The organism is Pseudomonas sp. PDM25 (genome assembly GCF_019219045.1).
In the GTDB taxonomy this organism is placed as follows: domain Bacteria; phylum Pseudomonadota; class Gammaproteobacteria; order Pseudomonadales; family Pseudomonadaceae; genus Aquipseudomonas.
In genome coordinates this window covers 92,195-116,731 of the sequence record NZ_JAHUWL010000013.1, presented here as the reverse complement: position 1 = coordinate 116,731, position 24,537 = coordinate 92,195, and the positions used below count along the sequence as shown (strand labels likewise).

Genomic DNA, 24,537 nt, shown 5'->3' with positions numbered 1-24,537 from the left:
ACCTGTGGGAGCAAATGCTGAGCGATCAGCTATGAACCCGGATGCACCGGCAACACCACCAACGCCTCCAACCCACCCGTTGACCGATTGCGCAGTGTCAGTTCACCTCCGTGTTCCAGCACAATCGCCCGCGCCGCCGACAACCCCAAACCAACACCCCCGGTGCTTTTGTTCCGCGAGCCTTCCAACCGGAAGAACGGCACGAACACTTGTTCAAGGCTGGCATCCGCAATCCCCGGCCCACGATCCAGCACGTTGATCCTCACCTCGCCAGCTCCGGGGATCAGTTCAATCGCCGGCTCACTGCCGTACTTGATCGCGTTATCCAGCAGATTGGTCATCACCCGCTTAAGCCCCAACGGTCGCCCGAAATACACCCACCGCAGCGGCCCACTGAAAGCAATCTCGACGCCCTGATCCCGATAATCATCCAGCAACGTTTGCAGCAGTTCCGCCAGATCAAACTGGGTCGCCGGCTCAAGCCGCGCATCATCGCGGAAGAACTCCAGCGCCGAGTTGATCATCGCCTGCATTTCATCCACGTCACGAAACAAGCGCTGCTGTTGCTCGCTGTCTTCAATGAATTCCCCCCGCAAGCGCATCCGCGTCAGGGGCGCGCGCAGGTCGTGGGAGATGGCGGCGAGCATTTGCGTGCGGTCGCGGATGAAGTGCTGCAACTGGGCCTGCATGGCATTGAACGCGAGAATCGCCTGGCGGATTTCGTGGGGGCCGAGCGGTTCGATCGGCGGTGCGCGGAAGTCCACGCCGAAGCGCCGAGCGCCTTCGGCGAAGTGCTGCAAAGGCGTGGCGAGGCGCCGGGTGGCGATCAGCGCGACCAGTGCGGTGGAGATCAGCACCAGCAGGATCACGATCAGGTAGCGTGGCGTTTCGTCGAGCCCCCAACTGCGCGAGGGCGCGGAGAACATCAGCCATGTCGAATCCGATAGCTCGATCAGCAGCGCGTAATGCGCGTCCGCCGTGTGTTCCGTCCAGTCGGCCGGTTCATAGGCTTCGATGCGCCGGTCAGGGGTTTTGAGCATGGGCTGCAGAATGGTCGAGCCGATGCCGGACTTCGGATCTTCCACGGCTGGCAAATTGAGATCGTGCCTATCAGGATGCCAACTGACGGTGAAGCCGTTCTCGCTGGCGGCTTGCGCCAATGAGTTGCGCAGGGGCGCCGGGGCGGCCTCGACGACACGGGTGATGGCAGCGGCTTTTTCCAGCAAGCCGGTTTCGGTCAGCGGCGGACGCGCCCACACGCCGGCCAGTTGGATAAACAGCCCATTGAGCGCCAGTGAAATGAGCATGGCCAGGATGATCGTCAACGCGATCCAGCGCGCCACCGTATCTTGCGGCCAGTCTCGGGCGCGTATCCGCTTCAACCCGATCATCGCCGCGTCACGCTGGGCGTGAACAGGTAACCGCCATTGCGCACGGTACGAATCATCGCCGGCCGTTTGGTGTCGGACTCGAGTTTGCGCCGCAGGCGGCTGACTTGAACGTCGATGCTGCGATCGAATGCCTCATGACAATGCCCACGCGCCAGGTCCAGCAATTGCTCGCGGGTGAGGATGCGCTGGGGGTGTTCGACGAAGACCAGCAGCAAGTCAAACTCACCGGCCGACAGCGGAATCATCACGTTGTCCGGCGAGCGCAGTTCACGTCGCGTGACGTCCAGGTGCCAGTCGGCGAAGTCGATCAGCGGTCGTGGCCGTTCCTGCAATACCGGACGGCGCTCGTCCACGCGGCGCAGCACGGCGCGCACTCGCGCCAGCAGCTCACGGGCGTCGAAGGGTTTGGTCAAGTAATCGTCGGCGCCCAGTTCCAGGCCGACCACCCGATCACTGAGTTCACCCATGGCGGTGAGCATGATCACCGGTATTGCGTATCGAATCCGCAGTTGCTGGCACAGGATCAGCCCGCTGTCCCCCGGCAACATCACATCAAGAATGATTAGGTCTGGCAGCTGTCGCTCGATGGCCGCCCACAGCGATGCGCCGTCGGTGGCGACTTCGACGCTGTAGCCGTGCTGCACAAAGAATTTTTTCAGTAGATCGAGAACCTCAAGGTCGTCGTCCACAATTAAAAGGCTGTTCACCGAAGGTCACTTAAGGGGCGAATGGAACCGCCATCTAAAACCATTCACGGCTGCGCGTCATTTATTTCAATCCTGCAATAAAGCGTCAGCAATGCAATAAACCAGACATCTTTGCGCAAGGCTTGGGGCCCAGCATCTCGGCGAATTCCTCCCGAGAATCGCGTCCATGTTGCCTTTCAATTGTGCTCCCTGGCTGACCCGCAACACCTCGATTGCCGTGCTGGCCGCCGGGTTGGCGGGTTGCAGCAGTCAGCCGCCGTCCACCAATGTGAGTTGCGCCGACATCGCCTATTCGGCGTACGACCCCGCCGAACCGTTCAATCGCGGAATCTTCGCGTTCAATCGGGTGGTCGATGACTATGCCCTGGCGCCGGTCGCTCGCGGCTATCGCTACTCGCCGGACTTTTTCCAGACCGGTGTGCATAACTTTGTGGCGAACTTCGGCGAGCCCAAGGTGTTCATCAATGACCTGCTGCAAGGCAACCCGATGCGCTCGGCCAATACGCTGGGGCGTTTCGTGCTGAACACCACGGTCGGTGTAGCGGGCTTGATCGACGTCTCCGGCATGGCCGGCATCCCGCGTCACGACGCGGACTTCGGCCAGACGTTCGGCGTGTGGGGCATCGGCAACGGGCCGATCGTCGAACTGCCTTTGCTCGGCACTTCCAACAGCCGCGACGCCGTCGGCCGCGTGCTCGGTTTTGTGGTCGATCCGTTTGGCAGCAACAGCGACACCGTGGACACCTTGGCCACGATCAGCACGGTCGGCGGCTTCGTCGATGGCCGCGCAGAAGCCTTACCGCTGACCGATAGCCTGCAAAAACTGCCGGACTACTACAGCGCGTTACGCAACGTGGTCGCCGAGCATCGTGCCGCTTACGTCGCCGATGGCAAACAAGGCTCGGCGCAGACAACCAAACATCAATGCACAGGAGCACCGGCCGATGGTTTCTGAAGGCAATAGCCTGACGCTGCAACAACGGGTCATCCAGCACGACCCGGCCACTCTGCACTGTCGGGAAATTACCCTGCGCCTGTCAGAGGACTGTCGCCATCTGGTGCTCAGCCGCTACACCGAACACTATGGCCCGGCGCTGGTGCGATGGATCGAGCGTAGCCACACGGTGTCCGTGACAGACTTGTTTCGCTGGCTCGTGGCCAATGGCGAGACGGATGGAATGAAGGCAGGCAGCGAGCAGTTGCCTTGACTGTCAGATTCGAGCCCGTTGCCATTCATTGACGTCAGCTGCGTTATCATCGCGCGCTTCTCTGTTTCAGAAACCCGGATGTCCATGTCTTTGCCGCTGCCTGACGATCACCAATCCCTGCCACCTGTCCTGGTCGGGCCGCTGTTGCGGCGTCTGGAGCCCACGCGGCTGGTGATGTGGCTGGTGGGGTCGCGGGCGTTGTCGCTGACGTTGCGTCTGCAAGATCGCGACGCGATCCACCTCGACGCGATTCAGTGCACAGTCATTGCGGTGGGCACCCAGGCTTTTGTTCATTTGATCGATGTGTCGCTGGACGCCGCCCTGCCCTGCGACACGTTAATCGAATACGACCTGCTGATTGACGACGCAGGCACAGGCATCGCCGATTGGGCCCCGCACTTGCTGTACGGAGACGCCCGTTGCCCCAACTTCGTCCTGCGTAAAAAGGCCGATCATCTGCTGCACGGTTCTTGCCGCAAACCTCACCACCCAGCCCCGGACGGTTTGCTGTGCGTCGATCGTTTGCTGGAAGCCGAGCCGGATGCACACAAACGCCCGGCGCTGTTGATGATGAGCGGCGATCAGGTGTATGCCGACGATGTCGCAGGGCCGATGCTGCGAGCCATCCATGCCTTGATCAAACGCTTGGGGCTGTTCGAAGAGCACCTCGAAGGCGCGGTAGTCAGCGACAGCGCCAAACTCTATGAGCACCCCGCCAGCTACTACCATCGTGCGGATTTGTTACCGGCGCTAGAGAGCAACGAAACCCTGCGCGAGCGATTTTTCGGTGGGGCGCGTAAGCCGATTTTCACCAGCAGCAGTGCCGACAACCATCTGGTGACATTCGCCGAAGTCATGGCCATGTACCTGCTGGTCTGGTCGCCTACACCCTGGACATTGATCGCCCCGCAACCGCCGGCGCTGACACCTGCAAGACGCGAGCGTTATACCCTTGAGCAGACGCGCATCGATGGCTTCAAGGCCGGTCTCGGAGGAGTCGCCCGAGCACTCGCGCACCTGCCGTGCCTGATGATTTTTGACGATCACGATATTACCGATGACTGGAATCTTTCCGCGCAATGGGAGGAAACGGCCTACGGCCATCCGTTCTCCAGGCGCATCATCGGCAATGCACTGCTTGCTTACATGCTGTGCCAGGGCTGGGGCAACAACCCGGATGCGTTCGGCGCGGTGCTGAAGAAGGCTGTCGGATTGAGCGCCACCGGGCATGACCGCTACCTCGACAGTGACATTCAGGATGGGCTGATTGACGAACTGCTGAGATTTCAGAACTGGCATTACGTGCTGCCCACGAGCCCGGCCATCGTGGTGCTCGACACCCGCACCCGGCGCTGGCGCAGCGAGATGAACCTCAAGCAGCCTTCGGGTTTGCTGGACTGGGAAGCCCTCAGCGAACTGCAACAGGAACTGCTCGATCACCCCTCGGCCATCATCGTTTCACCGGCGCCGATCTTCGGCGTCAAACTGATCGAAACCGTGCAGCGCGTCTTCAGCTGGTGCGGTTATCCCCTGCTGGTGGACGCCGAAAACTGGATGGCCCATCGCGGTGCGGCCCAGGTGATCCTGAACATTTTCCGACACTCGCGCACGCCCGGTAACTACGTGGTGCTGTCGGGCGATGTGCATTATTCCTTCGTCTACGAAGTACTGATCCGACACCGCAAGGCCGGCCCGCGCATCTGGCAGATCACCAGCAGCGGCATCAAAAACGAATTCCCGCCCGCGCTGCTGGAGTGGTTCGACCGCCTCAACCGCTGGCTCTACTCGCCGCGCTCGCCGCTGAACTGGCTGACCAAACGCCGACGTATGCGCATTGTTCCCCATGTCCCGGAACATGCTGAAGCAGGTGAACGGCTGTGGAATTCGGCGGGGATCGGGCAAGTGTTCTTTAATGAAAAAGGACAGCCGCAGGAGATCTATCAGCACAACTCAAACGGCTCGCCGAAGACGCGGATGGTTGCGCCTGACAGCGAAGACTGAACGCTGAAGGCTGATCGTTGATCGTTCCCACGCTCTGGTGGGAACGATCGGTTAACGGCCCCCTTACGTGATCGGTGTCGCTCATGAACCTCACCCGAACCCTGATCATCGGCAACTCCGGTTCCGGCAAAAGCTGGCTGGCCGAACGACTGGCCAAGCACCTGCAAGTGCCGTGGGTCGATCTCGATTCGATTCACTGGTTGTCCGACGAACACAGCATCGCCCGCCCCCGTGCCGAGGCGCTGGGCATGGCACGAGTGATGGCCAGTGAAGAGCGCTGGGTGATCGAAGGCGTTTACGGCTGGATCATCAGCGAACTCTTGCCTCGGGCGACAGCACTGATCTGGCTGTGCGTTGAAGATGAGGAATGTGTTGCCAATGTTCGTCAGCGAGAGGCGCAGCGAGACAAGAATGACGAGTTGTTGATTGCGTTGCTCGACTGGGCCGGCAGCTATCGTATGCGCGAAGATTCCAGTGGATTTGCCGCGCATGAGCAACTGTTCGAAAGGTTTGGCGGTTCGAAACTCAAGCTCAGGGATCGAACCGAAATCACAACTTTCGCGAACACCGTGTTGCAAGCCAGCTAACTCACAGTGTTTCGATCGTTCCCACGCTCCGCGTGGGAATGCCTCTTGTGACGCTCTGCGTCACGCTTTTTGGGACGCGGAGCGTCCCGGGCTGCATTCCCACGCGGAGCGTGGGAACGATCAACCACTATTGAGATAAGTCTTAGGCCGCGCTCACCGCCCGGCAAACCCCTCTGACAATCATCTCCACTTCCCGCTCATCAATCGTCAGCGGCGGCAGCAAGCGAATGGTTTTGCCCCTTGTCACGTTGATCAGCAAGCCGTGGTCCCGTGCAGCGATCAGGGTCAGGTCGCGAATCGGCTGTTTGAGTTCGATTCCAATCATTAAACCCTGGCCGCGGATCTCCAGGATGTTCGGGTCGTCCGCCAATTCGATGCGCAATCTGGCGAGCAAACGCTCGCCCTGAAGTTTGGCGTTTTCCAGCAGCCCTTGTTCTTCGATGATCTCCAGCACCGTGCAACCCACGCGGCAGGCCAGTGGATTGCCGCCGAAGGTGCTGCCGTGACTGCCGGGGGTAAAGAGATCGGCGGCTTTGCCCCGGGCCAAACAGGCGCCGATGGGAATACCGTTGCCCAGGCCTTTGGCCAAGGTCATGACGTCTGGAACGATGCCTTCGTGCTGAAAGGCAAACCACTGGCCGGTGCGGCCGATGCCGGTCTGGATTTCGTCGAGCATCAGCAGCCACGCGTGCCGCGTGCAGCGTTCGCGAATGGCTTTCAGGTAACCGGGTGGGGCCATTTGGACTCCGCTTTCACCCTGAATCGGCTCCATCAGGATCGCCACGATGCGCGGGCCGTGGGCTTGCTGCACCTTGTCCAGCGCCTTGAGGTCGCCGAATGGCACCTTGACAAAGTCCCCCGGCAACTCGTTGAAGCCCAGGCGCACGGCCGGGCCATCACTGGCGGACAAGGTGCCCAGAGTGCGGCCATGAAAGGCGTTCTCCATGACCACCACCAGCGGTTGTTCGATGCCTTTGTGCCAACCGTACAACCGAGCAAGTTTCAGCGCGGTCTCGTTGGCTTCGGCACCGGAGTTGTTGAAGAAGGCTCGCTCCATGCCCGCCAATTGCGTCAGTTTCTGCGCCAGTCGCTGTTGCCAATCGATGCTGTAGAGGTTGGAAGTGTGCAACAGCAGCCCGGCCTGTTCACTGATGGCCGAGACTATTTTCGGATGGGAGTGACCGACGTTAGTCACTGCCACGCCCGCCACCGCGTCCAGGTATTCACGACCGGCCTGATCCCACAGGCGTGTGCCCAGGCCCTTGCTGAAACTCAAGGCCAAAGGTTGGTAAGTGGTCATCAGGCAGGCGGCGGTCATGACATCAAGCTCCATCAATAGTCGGTGTTTTTGCAGTATGGTTAGCCACCTGAGCTGGATAAACGCTGCAACACTTCAATCATTTTAAAGCTGGGCTTGATAATGGATTTATTCCAGGCAATGACCGTTTACGTCAGGGTGGTGGAAACCGGCAGCATGACCGCTGCCGCTTTGCAGTGCGAAATGTCCACCACCATGGTCGGCAATCACCTGCGAGCCCTGGAGCAACGCCTGGGTGTGCGCCTGCTCAACCGTACAACGCGACGCCAGCGGTTAACGGAATTCGGCACCGCTTATTACCAGCGTTGCCTCGAAGTGCTGGGGCTGGTGGCCGATTCCGAACGGTTGGCCGAGCAGGCCCTCGACGAGCCGAGTGGAACCCTGCGCATCACCGCGCCGCTGACGTTCGGCAGCGAAAAACTGGCACCGGCCCTGAGTGAATTCGCCCTGCTGTGTCCACGCGTCAAATTGGATGTGGTCCTCACCAACCGCCGTCCGGCCCTGCTCGAAAACGGTTTCGACGTGGCGTTTCGCCTGGGCAATACCGAGGAGACCCACCTGATCGCCCGTCCACTCCTCGACTACAGCCTGACCATGTGTGCATCACCGGAGTATTTGGCGCGCAAAGGCACACCGGAAAAACCTGATGATCTGCAACACCATGATTGCCTGTCCTTTGCCTATCCGGCCGGGGATGACTGGCAGTCGGTGGAAAAGCACTGGCGCCTGACCGGTCCCGAGGGAGAAGTGGCGGTAGCGGTCAATGGGCCGATGTTGATCAACAGTTCGGCAGGACTGCATCAAGCGGCGCGAACCGGCATGGGCATCGTGGTGCTGCCTGATGCGTTGATGGAGCAGGATCTCAAGGACGGAAAACTAGTGGCATTGATGCAGAATTACTTGCCGCCAAGCCGACCGATGAACCTGATGTATGCCCAGGATCGTTACCGTTTGCCAAAACTGCGTAGTTTCGTCGACTTTGCCTTGCAGAGATGGGGCAAGCACTAGCCGACCGAATACCCCATCGACTAATCTCCTCGACGTGCGGGTCACGTAGCTATCAGGGCGACAGGGAGTGCGAAGATGGGTGAGGCGTCGAATATCGAGCCGTTGAAGTTCAATCTGTCGGATTTGAATGAAGACATGCTGCACACCATTCTGGAACTGGTCAGCGACGGCATCTGGGACTGGAACGCCAACACAGGGTTCGTCTATCGCAACCCCCGGTGGTACGAGATGCTCGGCTACCCGCCTCATTCCCTGAATAACAACGTGTTGACCTGGGAAAACGTGATCCATCCCGACGATTACCCGCAGGTCATGGCGCTGTTCGATGACTACCTGAATCAGCGCGCCCCTGGCTATCAGGCCGAGTATCGCTGCCGCATGCAGGATGGCAGCTATACCTGGATCGAAGACCGTGGCTACGTATTGGCACGCAATGCCGACGGCTCGGTGGCGCGGATGGTCGGCGCGCACCGCAGCATCGACGACAAGAAGCGCCTGTACGAAGCGCTTGAGCGACGCAACCAATCCCTTGAAGCGATCGTTGAAGAACGCACCCGAGAGTTGTCTCGCGTCAATCAGCAACTGCAAATCCAACTCGAAGAAAACCGCAAACTGGCGGAAACCGACGCTCTGACCTCAATCGCCAATCGCTATCTTCTGGAGAAAGCCCTGCCTCAGGAATGCGACCGCGCCGAACGCTTTCGACAACCGCTGTCGTTGATCGCCATGGACATCGACGACTTCAAGAACATCAACGATCACTATGGCCATGCGCTGGGCGATGCGGCATTGGTGCAGGTGGTCGAGAGCGTGAAGCACTGCGTACGCGAGGGCGATCTGCTCGCTCGTTGGGGTGGCGACGAGTTCATCCTGATCCTGCCCAATACACCACTCGCCGACGCCCGGACCCTCGCTGAACGTATCCGCCATGGCCTCGCAAGCCTGCTACCAGTGGGGGACTTTCAAGTGACCATGAGTTTTGGCGTGGTTCAGCGCTTTGAAGAAGAACAAAAGACCGGATTGCTGGCCAGGGCCGATCAGGCGCTGTATCGGTCGAAGATCGCGGGCAAGAATGTGATTTCGGGGTAAGGGCTATGCCCTTCCATTCTCACATCCCCGCCTTCACCAACACCGGTTTCTCCTGATACCGATCCGGATATAGCTTTTTCAGCTGCGCGACCTTCGGTAAATCGTTGATCACAATGTACGGATAGGTCGGGTGCTCGGTCAGAAAGTCCTGATGTTCCTCCTCGGCCGGGTAGAAACCGTTGTAGGTTTCCAGCTTGGTGACAATGGGTTTATTGAACGAATGGGCGGCGCCGAGCTGGGCGATGTAGGCCTGGGCGATGCGTTGCTGATCGCTGTTTTCCGGGAAAAGCGCCGAGCGATACTGAGTGCCGCTGTCAGGTCCCTGACGGTTGAGTTCGGTAGGGTTGTGAGCCACCGAGAAGTAGATTTGCAGCAAGGTGCCGTAGCTGACCTGACGGGGGTCGAAGGTGACTTCGACGGATTCCGCATGACCGGTATCACCACTGCTGACCCGCTCGTACTGAGCAGTGTTGGCTGCACCGCCGGCGTAACCGGAGACCGCTTTCTTCACCCCTTTGACATGCTGGAACACACCCTGGACGCCCCAGAAACAACCGCCGGCAAAGACCGCCCTTTCGCTGTCGGCCTGGGTGGTTTCGTCGAGGGTGGGGGGAGGAATGATGACCGCGTCTTCTGCCGCACCGAAGGAGAATGCCAGGCATTGGCCGATGACGCCGGCAGCGGCCAGGCTCAACAGGGTGCGACGCCAGGTGAATAGGGTTTTCATGAGGCTGATTCCTGAATGAATGGAATGACGATCAACCGAACGTAAACGCATACGCCGACACTCCGGGATCGAGAAACTCGATGCTGAAGGTCCGATCCGTTACGCCGCCGGTTTGGCGCACCAATTGGTACAAGCGTTGTTCAGTCACACTGCCGCTGCCGTCGGGCGCCACGTCAGTGCCGTGGGCATCGCCAGGGGCTTTTCCGTCAACCAACACTTTGAAGCGCACCGGTTTATGGTCAGCGCCAGGCCCCAGCACCAGGTGCAGATCGCGGGCATGGAAGCGGTAGACGATGCGACTGGCCGGCGCGCCTGAAGTCGCCCGTTCCGGGCCGACATTCCATTGACCGTCCAGGCTCCAGTCGTTGAGCGCTAATTTCGATGGAGCGCTATAGGCCGACACCTTGTCCGGCACCAGGCTGGTTTCAGGCACGAAATGCTCGGCACGCTGGTAGCCGACATAGGTTTCCGGTGATTGCACTTCGTTCATGTCCGGGGCCAGTTGAACACCCTCGGCGCTGGCATTGATCAGACCGTCCGCGACCTTCGCGGCACCTGCTTCATGCAGCAGTTGCTGGATCACCCGTTCCGATTCGGCGTACTCGCCCTCACCAAAATGGTGATAACGAATGCGACCTTGAGCATCGGCAAAATAGTGGGCCGGCCAGTATTGGTTGTTGAAAGCTCGCCAGACCTTGAAGTCATTATCGATGGCCACCGGGTAGTTGATGCCCAGGTCCTTCATCGCTTTGGTGACATTGCCTACGTCTCGTTCGAAAGCAAACTCGGGCGCATGGACGCCAATCACCACCAATCCCTGATCGCGGTACTTCTCGGCCCAAGCCTTCACATAAGGCAGCGAGCGCAGGCAGTTGATGCAGGAGTAAGTCCAGAAATCCACCAGCACGACTTTGCCTTTCAAGGCCTGCGCGGTGAGGGGTGGCGAGTTGAGCCATTGCACCGCGCCATCCAGCGGTGGAAGGTTGCCTTCAATCGGCAGTGCGCCAGGCGCTTTGTCAGCCGCTTTCATTGCACTTCCAGAGGCTGGAATCTGCGCCATCATCGCCCCGCTAACGTTCGGTGATTGGCCGGCCAGCCGTCCCACCAAAGCCTGCTCGATACCACCGGTGGACGCCGTCGAAATCCGCGCCAGAATCCCGGTGTCGAGCCCCAGGGCGATCGCCGCGACGCCGGCCAGCATTGCGGCGCCCAGACCTCGACGCAGCCACTCGCCAGCGCCGATGGAACGCTTCATCGCCGCGAAGACTTTACCGCCCAGCAGCAGCGCCACCGCGAGGGAAGTTGCGGCACCCGCGGCGTAGGCCAGCAACAACAAGGTGGTTGCGATGCTTGCCCCTTGCAACGCGGCGCCAGTCAGCAACAGCCCCAGAATCGGCCCGGCGCACGGAGCCCAGAGCAGGCCCGTGGCGACGCCGATCAGGAACGAAGCGCCGGGACGCGGCCGTGCATCGGCGCCCGCGACTTCCGATAACCGGCTGCCGGCCGCCACCAGTGGCCGGGTCAGACGCTCCGCCAATTGAGGCAGCAACAGCGTCAGCCCGAACAGTGCAACGAACAGCAATGCGAGCCAGCGACCGTACTGATTAACTTGCACCACCCAACCGCCGCCCACCGCTGCCAGCGAAGCGACAAGCGCAAAGGTCAGCGCCATGCCCGCCAATAGCGGCAACCCGCTCTTCATGAACGGCTGCCCGGTGCGAGCGAAGACAAAGGGCAGCACCGGCAGGATGCACGGGCTGACAATCGTCAGCACACCACCGAGATAAGCGAGGACCAGAAGCCACATAACATCGACCTGCAAAAGTGAGTAAAAGGGAGTACCCGCGGATCAAGTCGCCTGCGGCACAAAAGTCATCGCCAGGCCGTTCATGCAGTAGCGCAAGCCGGTGGGTTTGGGCCCATCGTCGAAAACATGGCCCAAATGACCGCCACAACGCCGGCAGTGGACTTCTTCACGCAGCACCCCGAAGGAGCGGTCCTGACGAGTGGCCACAGCCTTGTCCAGCGGTGCCCAGAAGCTCGGCCAACCGGTGCGGCTGTCGAACTTGGTCGCGGAAGAAAACAGCGGCAGGTCGCAACCGGCACAGGCAAACGTACCGTCACGGTGCTCGTTGTTCAGCGGGCTGCTGTAGGCCCGTTCGGTGCCCTCTTCGCGCAGGATTTCGTACTGCTCGGCGCTGAGCATGGCGCGCCATTCGCTATCGCTGTGAGTCACCTCGAACACCTCCGCCGCGCTGGCGTCACTGACCAGCGCAGAACTGGCGGCAAATTTTGGCAATACACCGATGACCAGAGCTGCAGCGCCTAGCCCGCCGCTTGCTACGAGAAACTGTCGCCGTGAAAACATGGTCGTCTCCGAAAATTCCAGGTGCCTGTCATGGAACACAGCCTAGGCTTGGGTTGATCGCCAAATCCTCACGAGAAGTTAAACAATTCGTGATAACTCAGGCCCCGGAAAACCCGCACAATGCGCTCATTGCGCCGAAGGATTGAGCTTGATGGAACAGACCAAACGCGTCCTCGTGGTCGAGGACGACCTGCATATCGCCGACCTTATCTGCCTGCATCTACGCGATGAGCAGTTCGAGGTGGTGCACTGCGCCGACGGCGATGAAGGCATGCGCCTGCTGCAGCAAGGAAGCTGGGACGCACTGATCCTCGACCTGATGTTGCCCGGCGTCGACGGCCTGGAAATCTGCCGCCGCGCCCGCGCCATGGCCCGCTACACACCGATCATCATTACCAGTGCGCGCTCCAGCGAAGTGCACCGGATTCTCGGGCTCGAACTCGGCGCCGACGATTACCTGGCCAAACCCTTTTCGATGCTCGAACTGGTGGCCCGGGTCAAAGCGTTGTTGCGACGGGTCGACGCCATGGCCCGCAACCTGAAAATGGACGCTGGCAGCCTGATCATGGACGGCCTCTCCATCGACCCGATCACGCGTGATGTGTCCCTTGACGGCCGCCGCCTCGACCTCACCCCACGGGAGTTCGACCTGTTGTATTTCTTCGCCCGTCAGCCCGGCAAAGTGTTCTCGCGCATGGACCTGCTCAACGCCGTCTGGGGCTACAGCCATGAAGGCTACGAGCACACGGTCAACACTCACATCAACCGCCTGCGGGCAAAGATCGAAGCCGATCCGGCGCAACCGACGCGCATCCTCACGGTGTGGGGACGCGGCTACAAGTTCGCGGCCAGGGAGGTGCAACCGTGAGACTGACCCTGACTCAGCGCCTGTCGCTGGTGTTCGCCGTGTTGCTGCTGGTGTGCTGCGGCACGTCGGCCTGGATGCAGGTGCGGTCCAACAAGATGCATGAGCTGGAAGTGGTGCAAGGGTTGTCGCGGGACCTGGCCCGGCACATCGCCCATGACACCGTGCTGATGGACGCCAAAGGCCTGATGCCCGACGCCGTGCGCGACCTGTTCAGCCAACTGATGCTGGTCAATCCCAGTGTCGAGGTCTATCTGCTCGACCCCGAGGGCCGGATTGTCGGCAGTGCTGCGCCCGAGGGTCGGATACGCCGGGAGCGGGTCGATCTGGCGCCGATCCAGCGTCTGCTCAAGGGCGATGCCCTGCCGGTTCTTGGCGACGATCCGCGCAGCCTCGATGGCCGCAAAGTGTTCAGCGCCGCGCCACTGCAGGTCAATGGCAAACAGGTGGGATATCTCTATGTGGTGCTGCTGAGCGAAGAGCACGACCGCTTCGCTGAACGCGGCGCCACCAGCGCCGCCCTGAATACCGCGCTGTTGTCCATCGGGCTGGTGGCGTTGCTGTGCCTGATTGCCGGTCTCACCGCATTCGCCCTCATCACCCGACCTTTGCGCCGTTTGACCGAAACCGTCAGCCGGTTCGACATTGATGGTGCTCCGGTAACGCCGCCGGCATCCGTCCCGGTGGAAAAAGCCGCCAGCCACGATGAAATTGCCATACTCGACGCGACCTTCCGGCAGATGCAGGCGCGCCTCGGTGAGCAATGGCGTTCATTGACCCGCCAGGATCAGGAACGCCGCGAACTGGTGGCCAATATCTCCCACGACCTGCGCACACCTCTGGCCTCGCTGCACGGTTACCTGGAAACCTTGTCGCTCAAGGACACCACGTTGTCACCCGCCGACCGCCGCCGTTACCTGGGCATCGCGCTGGATCAAAGCCGCAAGGTGGGTGGTCTGGCGCAATCGCTGCTGGAACTGGTGCGCCTGGAACATGGTTTTGTGCAACCGGTGCTGGAGCGTTTCTCGCTGACCGATCTGGTGCAGGATATTTTCCAGAAATTCGAACTGACGGCCGAGGCGCGCCAGGTCGAACTGAAAGCCACCTTTGCCCCCAATGTTTCGGCGGCCTGCGCCGACCTTGGATTGATCGAGCGGGTGCTCACCAACCTGTTCGACAACGCCCTGCGCCACACCCCGCCAGGAGGAGAAATCGAGCTCGCCCTGCGTCCTCAAGGACCGTTTATCGAAGTCACCGTCAGCGACACCGGCCCCGGCATTGCCGCCGAACTGCGCGAAGGTCTGTTCCTGCGCCCATTCAACATTGGCGGCGCACGGCGTGATGGCGGACTGGGGTTGCGGATCGTGCACCGGATCCTGCAATTGCACGGCCGCGAGATCCAGCTGATTGACGTTCCCGGACGCGGCGCGACCTTCCGCTTTTCGTTGCCGGTGGATCAGCAAACGGCTGAGCAATTGGCGGTTCGGTCGATGAATCTGAATTCGCTGGGAAAATAGTCGACTGCCTGGGCCACAACAACGGCTAATATCCCGGTTCCCATTTCGGCAAGGATGCTGCGCGATGCTCAATACCCTGCAAAACACCCCATTGTGGGTTTACGCGATATTTCTGCTGCTGTGCTACTACGGCATCAAAGCCCTGTCCCCGACCCGTGAAAGCAAAACTTCATTGCTCGTCACAGCGCCGATCTTGCTGGGCTGGTCCCTGTATTCGCTGAATCTGACGCTGAATCCGCAGCTATCGGTCAGTTGCTGGTTGGCCGCCGTCATCCTGGGCAGCCTCGCGGCGTTGCTGATTTTCCCACGCAAGGGCATCGAGCTGGATGATCCGCAAACCGGCCTGATCGTGCCGGGCACAGCAAAAACACTGGTGCTGTATCTGCTGTTTTTTGCGGTGAACTATTACTTCGGCTACCAGGATGACGTTCACCCGGAAATGGCCGCCACCCTTGAGATGTCGCTGCTCAAGGCGTCGGCTTCCGGCTTTGTCTGTGGACTGATCAGCGGCCGGGCATTGAAACTTTATCGGCTGCTGCTGACACTTCAGGCAAAACGCCCCCCAATAGCCGCCAGTTAAAAGCCGCTGTGCCAAAAATGATGACCAGCCGCCTGTTCATCCGTGACAACGCCGCCTCGGTCCAATAGATTAGGCGGCCTGAAAAGGCCCAGAGCTTTCTCGCCTCCACCCAAGTTAAAAGAAGTAGTGAAATTTCAATGTCCGATTCCAATACCGCTGAATCCGTAGTCACCTTGTCGTCCAAAGCGGAATACGAAAACTCCATCAATCTTTCACAGCACGTGCCCCAGGCCAAGACCATCAGCGAGATGGTCCTGGACGCTTTCCAGTCCACCCGGGAAAGCGACCAGATTCGCGAGCTGCGCGCCGCGATTCGCCAGGCTCACGACAGCTTCGACGACGATAAAGCCTACGAATTGATGGGCGAACTCAAGCAGCTCAAGGACGCCGAGGCTGCCGACATTGCAGCCTTGGAAGACTTGAGCAGCAAATTCCCGATCAGCCGGATTCTCTCCAGCTTCAAGGACGACCCGGCATTTCAGGAATTGGTCTATGGACTCGCACTCAAAGTGCTGAACCAGACCCACCAGGCCATCAGCAACCCAAGCAGTGGCAAAAGCAAAGCGGCTCGCGCCAAGAAAGATGTCGAAGTGTTCACCATCAGCAAAGACGGCATCAGCGTGACGTTGCCGCTGCGCACCCCGCGTTCGCGACTGAACGTTGACCGTGAAGCGCTGGAGTTCCTGGGCTTCACCTTCGTCGGCGAAGGCGAAGAAGCGGAGCTGGAAAGCGAGACCTTCCTGGACAATGCAGGGGCCGAACAAGCGGTTAATCGCAAGAACATCATCACCGCACTTCAGCAGCAAACCGCGTTCGATGGCTACAGCATCGCCGCGCAGTAATACACGCCATCGATGACTGAAAGGTCCGCACTGAGATTCAGCGCGGGCCTTTCTATTACCTGCTGGTTCATCGCTAGAGCGCTGATGGCCGTATCGCCACGATCATGTCAACTTCAATGGCTGCATCTTTGGGCAGTTGATAAACGCCGATCGTAGTTCGTGTATGTTTACCGGCATCGCCCAGTACATGACTGAAAACGTCCGACGCACCGTTGGCCACTTCGCTCAAATCGACAAAATCCGCGGTGGACTTTATGTATACCGTGACGCGCAATAGCGACTTGATTTTGTCCAGCGAACCGATGGAATCAACAATCAATGCCAGACCGCGCAACGCACTGATGCGGGCAGCGTTCTGTGCATCTGTCAGCGTCAGATCCAGGCCTACCCTGCCCGGATACTGAATTTCACCATTCATCCGCGGCACCAGACCGCTGATGTAAAGCTGATCGTGATGCCGCACCAACAGCGCGTAATGCCCGCCGGCCGTATTCTCACCGTAGATGTCGTAACCGACCTCTTTTGCCAGCGCGATGAATCGTTCATCACAGGTCATGTGTTCAGTCATCTCTCCCCCCTCGATCAAAAATTGGATCCATTTTTTTTGACAGATTAGCCCAAAGATCGCGATTCCGGGGCTGGCCTATGAAAATCAGTTTGGATCAAATTGATGTCCCTTGGATTCAGCAAAGCGCCGGACGCTAGCCACTTCCTGCGTTTCAACGTGGCGCACAGCGATAACAGCCAGGTGCGTGAGCGGTTTTTCCGGTTGCTTGATAGCTGAGTTTTCCTGATAGACCGAGTTGCCCTATTCGCGAGCAAGCCCGCTCCCACACTGGATAAGTGATGCCGCCAATTTCGAGCACGACACTGCCCCCTTGTGGGAGCGGGCTTGCTCGCGAATGGGGCAACTCGGTCCACCAGAGCACACCCAATAAAAAGCCCCGCGCTTCTCTCGAAGGCGGGGCTTTTCTTTGCAGCTCTAAACCTTAAGGCGCGTACGTCAGCAACAGCTCACTCGGCACTTTAAAGTCCAGCGACATCATCACGCTCAACGCGGTAATGGTGAAGATCGAGAACACGAACAGCTTGCGTGCCCAGACCGTGTCGTCCACTGCCTTGTAACCGGTCCAGGCCATGTACAACCAGTACATGCCCATGGCCGCGGCGACGGCGAGGTAGCTCATGCCGGCGTAGCCGCTGAAGGTCAGCATCAAGGTCGCCACGAGGAACGCCAGGATGTAGAGCAGGATGTGCTTCTTCGCCACTTCAATCCCGCGCTTCACCGGCAACACCGGAATCGATGCAGCCAGGTAATCGTTGAAGCGGAAGATTGCGATGGCGTAGGAATGCGGCATCTGCCACAGGCTGAACATCACCAGCAACGTCAGTGCGGCCATGTCGAAGCTGTTCGTCACAGCGACGTAGCCAATCACCGGCGGCATGGCGCCCGACAGACTGCCCACCAGCGTGCCGTGAACCGACTTGCGCTTGAGGTACAGGCTGTAGAAGCCGACGTAGATGACAAAGCCGATCACCGCGAACAACGCGGCCAACGGGTTGGCCACTTTGTACAACAGTGCAACGCCAAAAACACCCAGGACGGTCGCAAACACCAGGGCCAGTTTCAGGGAGATCAGGCCCTGGACCAGCGCCCGGTTTTTGGTGCGTTCCATCTTAAGGTCGATGTCGCGGTCGATGCAGTTGTTGAACACGCAACCGGAAGCCACCACCAGCGACGTGCCGATCATGGCGGCCAGGAAAATGGCCAGATCGACATGCCCTTTCGAGGCCAGGAAAAATCCGCCTGCCACAGAAAGCACGTTACCGAAAATGATCCCCGGTTTGGTGATTTGGATAAAGTGCTTAAAGGACATCCGGACTTTCCTCAGTGCGCCATCATGTTGTTGTGGATGCTGAACATGATCCACAGCGACAGGCCTACCAACAGGACAATGACCAGTGCAGCGAAGACAAACGCGATCACGTTGTTACGCTGGGCAGCGGAGCGGTCCAAGTGGAGGAAGTACACCAGGTGCACCAGCACCTGGATCACTGCGAAGGCCAGTACGATCCACAGGGTCAAGGCTTTTGGCAGCGATGGGTACATCACCAGGCCGAAAGGAATGACGGTCAGGATCACCGACAGGATGAAACCGATAGCGTAAGACTTGACGCTGCCGTGGCTGGCGTCGTGGCTATCGTGGGAATGAGCGTTAGCCATTTACATAGTCCCCATCAGATAAACAACGGTGAATACGCAGATCCACACCACGTCCAGGAAGTGCCAGAACAGGCTCAGGCAGCTCAGACGGGTCTTGTTGGTCGCCGTCAGGCCGTTTTTCTGCACCTGGTACATCATGATCGCCATCCAGATCAGACCGCTGGTCACGTGCAGACCGTGGGTGCCGACCAGGGTGAAGAACCCGGATAGGAAGCCGCTGCGGTTAGGACCGAAGCCCTCGGAGATCAGCATGTGGAACTCGTTGATCTCCATGCCGATGAAGCCCGCGCCGAACAGGAAGGTCATGCCCAGCCAGCCCAGTACCTGGTTCTTCTTGCCCTTGAACAACGCCAGCATGGCGAAGCCGTAGGTGATCGAACTGAACAGCAGCAGAGCGGTTTCGCCCAGTACGTACGGCAGTTCGAAGATGTCGTGGCCCGACGGGCCACCCGCTACGTTGTTAACCAGTACCGCGTACGCCGCGAAGATCGACGCAAACAGAATGCAGTCGGTCATCAGGTAGAGCCAGAAACCGAATACGGTCATCTCGCCCGAGTCGTGGTGATGGTCGTCGTGCCCATGGTCCGTGCCATGGGCGTGTCCAGCAGTGGTCACTAAGTTCGACATGGTTTAAGCCTGTTCCAACGAGGTTTCAACACGGGTGGCGGTGGCTGGAACTTTCCCGGCCGCTACCAGACGCTTGTGCTGCTCGGCTTCGATGCGCTCGATCACGTCGACCGGCACCATATAGCCCTGATCATCGCGGGCAGCGTGGATCACGAAGTAGCCCACGGTGCCAACCAGGCCAACGATGGCCAACCACCAGATGTGCCAGATCATCGCGAAACCGAACACGGTCAACAGAGCACCCATGACCACACCGGTCGCGGTGTTGTTTGGCATGTGGATCGGCTCGTACTTGGCCGGAGCCTTGTACGCGGTGCCGTTTTCCTTGGCTTCGGTGAACGGGTCGATGCCTTCTGCTTTTGGCAGTACGGCAAAGTTGTAGAACGGTGGTGGCGAGGAGGTCGACCATTCCAGGGTGTGGGCATTCCACGGGTCGCCGTGCTCGCACATGTTCTGCGGCAGCTTGCGGTCACGGATACTCACGTAGAGCTGGATCAGCTGGCAGGCGATACCCGCAGCGATCATCACCGCACCGAACATGGCAACGTACAGGTACGGTACCCACTCAGGGTTGGTGGTGGCGTTCAGACGACGGGTCATGCCCATGAAGCCCAGTGCATAGAGCGGCATGAACGCGACGAAGAAGCCCGAGATCCAGAACCAGAACGCTGCCTTGCCCCAACCTTCGTGCAGCTTGAAGCCGAACGCTTTAGGGAAGTAGAAGCCAAAGCCTGCGATGTAGCCGAATACCGCGCCGCCGATGATCACGTTGTGGAAGTGAGCGATCACGAACAGGCTGTTGTGCAGGACGAAGTCCGCACCCGGGATGGCCAGCAGTACGCCGGTCATGCCGCCGATGGCGAAAGTCACCATGAAGCCCAGGGTCCACAGAACCTGGCTGGTGAAGCGCAGACGCCCTTGGTAAATGGTGAACAGCCAGTTGAATAGCTTCACCCCCGTCGGGATCGAAATCAGCATCGTCGCCAGACCGAAGAAGGCGTTGACGCTGGCACCCGACCCCATGGTGAAGAAGTGGTGCAGCCAGACCATGAAGCCCAGGATCGAGATCGCGCCCGATGCGTAGACCATCGAGTGGTGGCCGAACAGACGCTTGCCGGTGAAGGTCGAGATGACTTCGGAGAAGATCCCGAACGCCGGCAGAATCAGGATGTAAACCTCGGGGTGACCCCAGGCCCAGAACAGGTTGACGTACATCATCGGATTGCCACCAAGTTCATTGGTGAAAATGTGGAAATCCATGTAACGGTCAAGCGTCAGCAGTGCCAGGGTAGCGGTCAGGATCGGGAACGAAGCCACGATCAGGACGTTGGCCCAGGTGCAGGTCCAGGTGAAGATCGGCATGTCCATCAGCTTCATGCCCGGGGTACGCATTTTCAGCACGGTGGCCAGGAAGTTGACCCCCGTCAGCGTCGTACCCAGACCGGATAGCTGTAGCGCCCAGATGTAGTAATCCATCCCCACGCCCGGGCTGTATTGCAGGCCCGACAGCGGCGGATAGGCAACCCAACCGGTCTTGGCGAATTCGCCGACGCCCAGGGACAGGTTGATCAGCACCACGCCCGACACCAGCAGCCAGAAGCTCAGGGAGTTCAGGAACGGGAAGGCAACGTCACGTGCGCCGATCTGCAGCGGCACTGCAAGGTTCATCAGGCCGGTGAAGAATGGCATCGCCATGAAGATGATCATGATCACACCGTGAGCGGTGAAGATCTGGTCATAGTGTTCAGGCGGCAGGTAGCCAGGCGAACCCTCGGTGGCCATGGCCAACTGGGTACGCATCATGATGGCGTCGGCAAAGCCACGCAGCAGCATGACCATGGCAACGACGATGTACATCACGCCGATTTTCTTGTGGTCGACCGAGGTCAGCCACTCGGACCACAGGTAGGTCCACTTCTTGAAATAGGTGATTGCAGCGAACAGCGCCAGACCACCGATCGCGATCATGGCGATGGTTATCATCACGATCGGTTCGTGGAACGGGACCGCTTCCCAACTTAATTTACCAAACATCGTTTACTCCTCTGCCCCGGCAGCTGAATGCGAACTCATGTCCATCCCTTCCATGGCGGCCATTTCGTGCTCTTTCTTCTCGTGGTGCATCGGCTTGCCCGGATTCATACCTTCGTACTTGTCGACGATGATCTGGAACAGGTTCGGCGTGACCGAGGAGTAGAGCTCGACTGGGTTGTTCTGGCTTGGCTTGGAAAGGGCTTCGTATTCAGCTTTTTCAAGCTGTTTAGGTGCCTTTTTGACTTCGCTGACCCAGGCGTCGAAATCTTCCTGAGAGGTGGCGATAGCTTTGAATTTCATGCCGGTGAAACCAGCGCCGCTGTAGTTGGCGGAGATACCGTCCATTTCAGCGTTCTGGTTGGCGATCAGGTGCAGTTTGGTCTGCATGCCGGCCATCGCGTAGATCTGGCCGCCCAGGGCCGGGATGAAGAACGAGTTCATCACGGAGTCGGAAGTGATCTTGAAGTTGATCGGCGTGTGCGCCGGGAACACGATCTTGTTGACGGTGGCGATGCCTTGCTCCGGATAGATGAACATCCACTTCCAGTCCAGCGCGACGACTTCAATGGTGATCGGCTTGACGTCGGATTCCAGCGGCTTGTAAGGATCCAGCGCGTGGGTCGACTTGTAGGTGACATAACCCAGGGCAATGATGATCAGCACTGGAACAGCCCACACCGCGATTTCGATCTTGGTGGAGTGCGACCATTTCGGCGTGTAGACGGCGTCGGTGTTGGACGCGCGGTATTTCCAGGCGAACAGGAAGGTCATGATGATGACCGGAACCACGACCAACAGCATCAGCAGCGTTGCGGTGATGATCAGGTTTCGCTCGTCCAGGCCGACCTGGCCCTTGGGATCGAGCAAGGTCATGTTGCAGCCTGACAGCAGCAACGTGCCGATCAGCGGCAATAAGCCTAGTAGTCTGGGGTACCTGTTTTTACTCATCTCACGACCTCTAAAGCAGCTTGCGCAATGCAGTTGGGTTTTGATCGCCAACACTTCACCCTGCCAAGGGTTGGCATTTTTCTTGGATTGAATAAGTGGCTGCCCGTCGCGCGTCAGACGCTGTTCGACAAATCCTGGGCCAGCGTTGAGTTCTTATTCGAATTCGTGGTCAAAGGCCTTGTTACAGACCAATTCCATTTGGTGCGGATAGTTGGAAGGCACCGACACCTGGGAGTCGCATGAAGCCAAAGAGCCTCTCGACGCCCTATTCCTGCTCAGGGATGAGCAGTGCCGGGAATTCAGTGCGGGCGATTGTAGATATGTAACGTTTTATAAACCATGTCTCATCCCGAAATAATTTTTATCCATTCCAGCAACAATCATTAACGGTATTTGCAAAAGTCCGCCATGGTATCGAAATTCATTCTCAACAAAAACACCAAAAACTGTAGGTCTACCTTAGGCAGTTCAGACAGTATCGAAGGCTTTGCGCCCTCCTTCGACCCTGCCAAAGCCCCCATGTGACAAGGGCTTCGCCAATTCGCCAGGGCCTGTTAAAACTGCCTGTTCGGGATTTTTGAGACTGAAGTTTCCGGACACTGAACCAGGCTGATTTTGTTGCGTAGTCATGTACCAATTCGGCGCCCTGAAATGCCTTGCGACACTCCTGCTGTGACAACATGTCGCACACGTACCGCACCCATACTTGTCGCGCATCAAGGTCATTTCACCCGCGCCCTGAAATGCAAAACGCCCCGGCCCCCTCAACGAGGGCCGGGGCGTTTTTTTGTGTGGCAGCGATGCGTCGGATGACTTCAGCGCAGCGCTTTACGGTTACGCAACGTGAGCAGCGGCACCAGCACCACGACCAGCACAAAGGCTAGCAGCGCCCACTGTGCAAGCGACAGACCGAGAATCGGCGGGTACGGAGTGGAGCAAAAGCCGTCGACCTGGAAGCCCAGCGGGAAGATCTTCGCCAGTGGCAAACCGTCGACAATCGGTTGCAGTACATCGATGCCGCAGCTGACCGCCGGATAGAACTGGGTATAGACGTGATGCCCGGCCACCCCGACGCCTGCCAGGGCGCAGATCACCACCAGGGTTTCAAATACCGTGATGCTGCGGCGGGTGCGCATGGCCGCACCGATGAACGCGAAGAGCGCGATCAGCAGCAACGCATAACGTTGCAGGATGCACAGCGGGCATGGCGCTTCACCCAGAACAATTTGCATGTACAGCGCGCCACCGATCAGCGCCAGGCAGATGATGCCCAGCAACACCAGATAGCGCCGCTCACGGCCCAACCGCATCGTTTCCTCGCTCATTGCGTTTCCCTTCTAAATATCGATTGCCCAGAAGTCTACACGCTGGCCCTGACCTTTGAGAGTCCGGCGCGCGCAGCGGGGTATCGGGGAATAGACGACGAGCCGGTTAAGAAGGGATTAACTTCGGCTTATTTCCAGAGATTTGCATGATTCCGCGACCGTATCGCCAGCAGGCTGGCTCCCACTTTGGAATGCATTCACAGGCTGGCCCATTGGAATGCATTCAACTGTGGGAGCCAGCCTGCTGGCGATGCGATTGATCAGTCGCCGTAGATATCAGACTTGAAGTACTTCTCTGAAATCTTCTGGTACTCGCCGCTGGCGCGAATACCGTCGATGGCCGTGTTCAGCTCGGAGACCAACTCGGTGTTGCCCTTGCGCACCGCAATCCCGGCGCCCTCGCCCACGTATTTCGGATCCTTGAGCTCCGGCCCGACAAAGGCATACCCCTTGCCTCGCGGCATCGTCAGGAAGTCATTCAGTGGGATGGTGTCGGCAAAAATGGCGTCGAGGCGACCGGCCGCCAGATCCATATAGATCTCTTCGTTGTTGCCGTAGCGCTTGACGTTGATACCTTTCGGTTCAAAAACCTCAGTGGCGTAACGGTCAGTGGTGGTTGCGCGCTGCACGCCGACCGTCTTGCCCTTGAGGCTGGCGTACTGATCATCCACGACCGCGCCGTCCTTCATCACCAGTCGCGATGAGGTGAAATAGTACTTGTGGGTGAAATCCACCGACTTCTTACGGTCTTCGTTGATGGTCATGGACGACAGCGCCATGTCGATTTTCTTCACTTTAAGGGAAGGAATCAGACCGTCGAACTCACCTTCGACCCAGACGCACTTGGCCTTCATCTGCGCGCACAGGGCATTGCCGATGTCGTAGTCGAACCCGACAATCTCACCTTTATCGGTTTTGGACGCGAACGGTGGATAAGCCGCTTCGATGCCGATGCGCAGGGTTTTATCGGCGGCGAACAGGGAACTGCACGCCAACAGGCTCAGAGCCAGACCGGTGATGAGGGGGAATTTCTTCATATTCGTTCTCTCGCGGGTTGTTGTTGGTTTGGCAAGACAGAAGAAAGAGCAGAAACGGGGGAAGCGCTTTTTTGTACTTATAAATCCATACTGGACTTTTATGTACAAGCCGTCAATCAGGGCGATCGAGGATG

24 protein-coding genes are annotated in these 24,537 nt (G+C 58.9%); 10 read left to right on the top strand and 14 right to left on the bottom strand.

Features of this window, described 5'->3' with window-relative positions; all coding sequences use genetic code 11:
- Positions 1 to 29: 29 nt before the first annotated feature.
- The gene (locus KW848_RS23195) at positions 30 to 1,391 is read right to left on the bottom strand and encodes an ATP-binding protein (RefSeq protein ID WP_218538160.1); all 1,362 of its coding nucleotides are present in this window, start codon (positions 1,389 to 1,391) and stop codon (positions 30 to 32) included.
- A complete protein-coding gene (locus KW848_RS23190) occupies positions 1,388 to 2,098 on the bottom strand; it encodes a response regulator (protein ID WP_218538159.1) in 711 nt (236 codons plus the stop codon). The genes KW848_RS23195 and KW848_RS23190 overlap by 4 nt, the downstream gene beginning before the upstream one ends.
- Before the next feature lie 166 nt (positions 2,099 to 2,264).
- Between KW848_RS23190 and KW848_RS23185 the strand changes: the two genes are divergently transcribed.
- The 4 genes from KW848_RS23185 (at position 2,265) to KW848_RS23170 (ending at position 5,894) form a co-directional block, all read left to right on the top strand.
- On the top strand, positions 2,265 to 3,053 hold the full coding sequence (locus KW848_RS23185) for a VacJ family lipoprotein (protein ID WP_218538158.1): 789 nt from the start codon (positions 2,265 to 2,267) through the stop codon (positions 3,051 to 3,053).
- A complete protein-coding gene (locus tag KW848_RS23180) occupies positions 3,043 to 3,306 on the top strand; it encodes a hypothetical protein (RefSeq protein ID WP_218538157.1) in 264 nt (87 codons plus the stop codon). Before KW848_RS23185 ends, KW848_RS23180 begins: the two co-directional genes overlap by 11 nt.
- Positions 3,307 to 3,384: 78 nt before the next feature.
- Positions 3,385 to 5,307, top strand: coding sequence for an alkaline phosphatase D family protein (locus tag KW848_RS23175; protein WP_218538156.1), 1,923 nt, complete (start codon positions 3,385 to 3,387; stop codon positions 5,305 to 5,307).
- An 83-nt stretch (positions 5,308 to 5,390) separates the two neighbouring features.
- On the top strand, positions 5,391 to 5,894 hold the full coding sequence (locus KW848_RS23170; protein ID WP_218538155.1) for an adenylate kinase: 504 nt from the start codon (positions 5,391 to 5,393) through the stop codon (positions 5,892 to 5,894).
- A 142-nt stretch (positions 5,895 to 6,036) separates the two neighbouring features.
- On the opposite strand, the gene KW848_RS23165 is transcribed toward KW848_RS23170, so the two are convergent.
- The gene (locus tag KW848_RS23165) at positions 6,037 to 7,212 is read right to left on the bottom strand and encodes an aspartate aminotransferase family protein (protein ID WP_218538154.1); all 1,176 of its coding nucleotides are present in this window, start codon (positions 7,210 to 7,212) and stop codon (positions 6,037 to 6,039) included.
- A 102-nt stretch (positions 7,213 to 7,314) separates the two neighbouring features.
- Between KW848_RS23165 and KW848_RS23160 the strand changes: the two genes are divergently transcribed.
- A complete protein-coding gene (locus KW848_RS23160; protein WP_111450307.1) occupies positions 7,315 to 8,220 on the top strand; it encodes a LysR family transcriptional regulator in 906 nt (301 codons plus the stop codon).
- Between the two features lie 75 nt (positions 8,221 to 8,295).
- The gene (locus KW848_RS23155) at positions 8,296 to 9,309 is read left to right on the top strand and encodes a sensor domain-containing diguanylate cyclase (protein WP_111450308.1); all 1,014 of its coding nucleotides are present in this window, start codon (positions 8,296 to 8,298) and stop codon (positions 9,307 to 9,309) included.
- Between the two features lie 19 nt (positions 9,310 to 9,328).
- On the opposite strand, the gene msrA is transcribed toward KW848_RS23155, so the two are convergent.
- From msrA to msrB, 3 genes are read right to left on the bottom strand one after another with little or no spacing between them, the layout of a single operon-like run.
- Positions 9,329 to 10,036: a peptide-methionine (S)-S-oxide reductase MsrA gene (gene msrA / locus KW848_RS23150; RefSeq protein ID WP_218538153.1), complete on the bottom strand. Its 708-nt coding sequence runs from the start codon at positions 10,034 to 10,036 to the stop codon at positions 9,329 to 9,331.
- Positions 10,037 to 10,067: 31 nt separating this feature from the next.
- On the bottom strand, positions 10,068 to 11,843 hold the full coding sequence (locus tag KW848_RS23145) for a cytochrome c biogenesis protein DipZ (RefSeq protein ID WP_218538152.1): 1,776 nt from the start codon (positions 11,841 to 11,843) through the stop codon (positions 10,068 to 10,070).
- A gap of 42 nt (positions 11,844 to 11,885) precedes the next feature.
- Complete coding sequence (gene msrB, locus KW848_RS23140) at positions 11,886 to 12,404, bottom strand: peptide-methionine (R)-S-oxide reductase MsrB (protein WP_192410214.1); 519 nt, start codon at positions 12,402 to 12,404, stop codon at positions 11,886 to 11,888.
- Positions 12,405 to 12,555: 151 nt separating this feature from the next.
- On the opposite strand from msrB, the gene KW848_RS23135 reads away from it, so the two are divergent.
- The 4 genes from KW848_RS23135 (at position 12,556) to KW848_RS23120 (ending at position 16,208) form a co-directional block, all read left to right on the top strand.
- Positions 12,556 to 13,272, top strand: a complete 717-nt coding sequence (locus tag KW848_RS23135) for a response regulator transcription factor (RefSeq protein WP_218538151.1) — start codon at positions 12,556 to 12,558, stop codon at positions 13,270 to 13,272.
- Positions 13,269 to 14,786 carry a HAMP domain-containing sensor histidine kinase gene (locus tag KW848_RS23130; protein WP_218538150.1) on the top strand — a complete coding sequence of 506 codons (1,518 nt, stop codon included), beginning with the start codon at positions 13,269 to 13,271 and terminating at the stop codon, positions 14,784 to 14,786. Before KW848_RS23135 ends, KW848_RS23130 begins: the two co-directional genes overlap by 4 nt.
- Before the next feature lie 64 nt (positions 14,787 to 14,850).
- On the top strand, positions 14,851 to 15,366 hold the full coding sequence (locus KW848_RS23125) for a hypothetical protein (RefSeq protein WP_192410212.1): 516 nt from the start codon (positions 14,851 to 14,853) through the stop codon (positions 15,364 to 15,366).
- A gap of 137 nt (positions 15,367 to 15,503) precedes the next feature.
- Positions 15,504 to 16,208: a hypothetical protein gene (locus KW848_RS23120; RefSeq protein WP_076028557.1), complete on the top strand. Its 705-nt coding sequence runs from the start codon at positions 15,504 to 15,506 to the stop codon at positions 16,206 to 16,208.
- A 73-nt stretch (positions 16,209 to 16,281) separates the two neighbouring features.
- On the opposite strand, the gene KW848_RS23115 is transcribed toward KW848_RS23120, so the two are convergent.
- From KW848_RS23115 to KW848_RS23080, 8 genes are all read right to left on the bottom strand, one after another.
- The gene (locus KW848_RS23115; protein WP_218538149.1) at positions 16,282 to 16,776 is read right to left on the bottom strand and encodes a RidA family protein; all 495 of its coding nucleotides are present in this window, start codon (positions 16,774 to 16,776) and stop codon (positions 16,282 to 16,284) included.
- 421 nt (positions 16,777 to 17,197) lie between these two features.
- Positions 17,198 to 18,085, bottom strand: coding sequence for a heme o synthase (cyoE, locus tag KW848_RS23110; RefSeq protein ID WP_192410210.1), 888 nt, complete (start codon positions 18,083 to 18,085; stop codon positions 17,198 to 17,200).
- A gap of 11 nt (positions 18,086 to 18,096) precedes the next feature.
- Positions 18,097 to 18,432, bottom strand: a complete 336-nt coding sequence (cyoD, locus tag KW848_RS23105; protein ID WP_046045955.1) for a cytochrome o ubiquinol oxidase subunit IV — start codon at positions 18,430 to 18,432, stop codon at positions 18,097 to 18,099.
- Positions 18,433 to 19,059, bottom strand: coding sequence for a cytochrome o ubiquinol oxidase subunit III (locus KW848_RS23100; protein ID WP_218538148.1), 627 nt, complete (start codon positions 19,057 to 19,059; stop codon positions 18,433 to 18,435).
- Between the two features lie 3 nt (positions 19,060 to 19,062).
- A complete protein-coding gene (gene cyoB, locus KW848_RS23095) occupies positions 19,063 to 21,093 on the bottom strand; it encodes a cytochrome o ubiquinol oxidase subunit I (RefSeq protein ID WP_111450317.1) in 2,031 nt (676 codons plus the stop codon).
- A 3-nt stretch (positions 21,094 to 21,096) separates the two neighbouring features.
- Complete coding sequence (cyoA, locus tag KW848_RS23090) at positions 21,097 to 22,041, bottom strand: ubiquinol oxidase subunit II (RefSeq protein WP_111450318.1); 945 nt, start codon at positions 22,039 to 22,041, stop codon at positions 21,097 to 21,099.
- An 815-nt stretch (positions 22,042 to 22,856) separates the two neighbouring features.
- Complete coding sequence (locus KW848_RS23085; protein WP_111450319.1) at positions 22,857 to 23,366, bottom strand: disulfide bond formation protein B; 510 nt, start codon at positions 23,364 to 23,366, stop codon at positions 22,857 to 22,859.
- A 260-nt stretch (positions 23,367 to 23,626) separates the two neighbouring features.
- Positions 23,627 to 24,403 (bottom strand): ABC transporter substrate-binding protein, encoded by a 777-nt coding sequence (locus KW848_RS23080; protein ID WP_111450320.1) that lies wholly within the window; start codon positions 24,401 to 24,403, stop codon positions 23,627 to 23,629.
- Positions 24,404 to 24,537 lie beyond the last annotated feature (134 nt).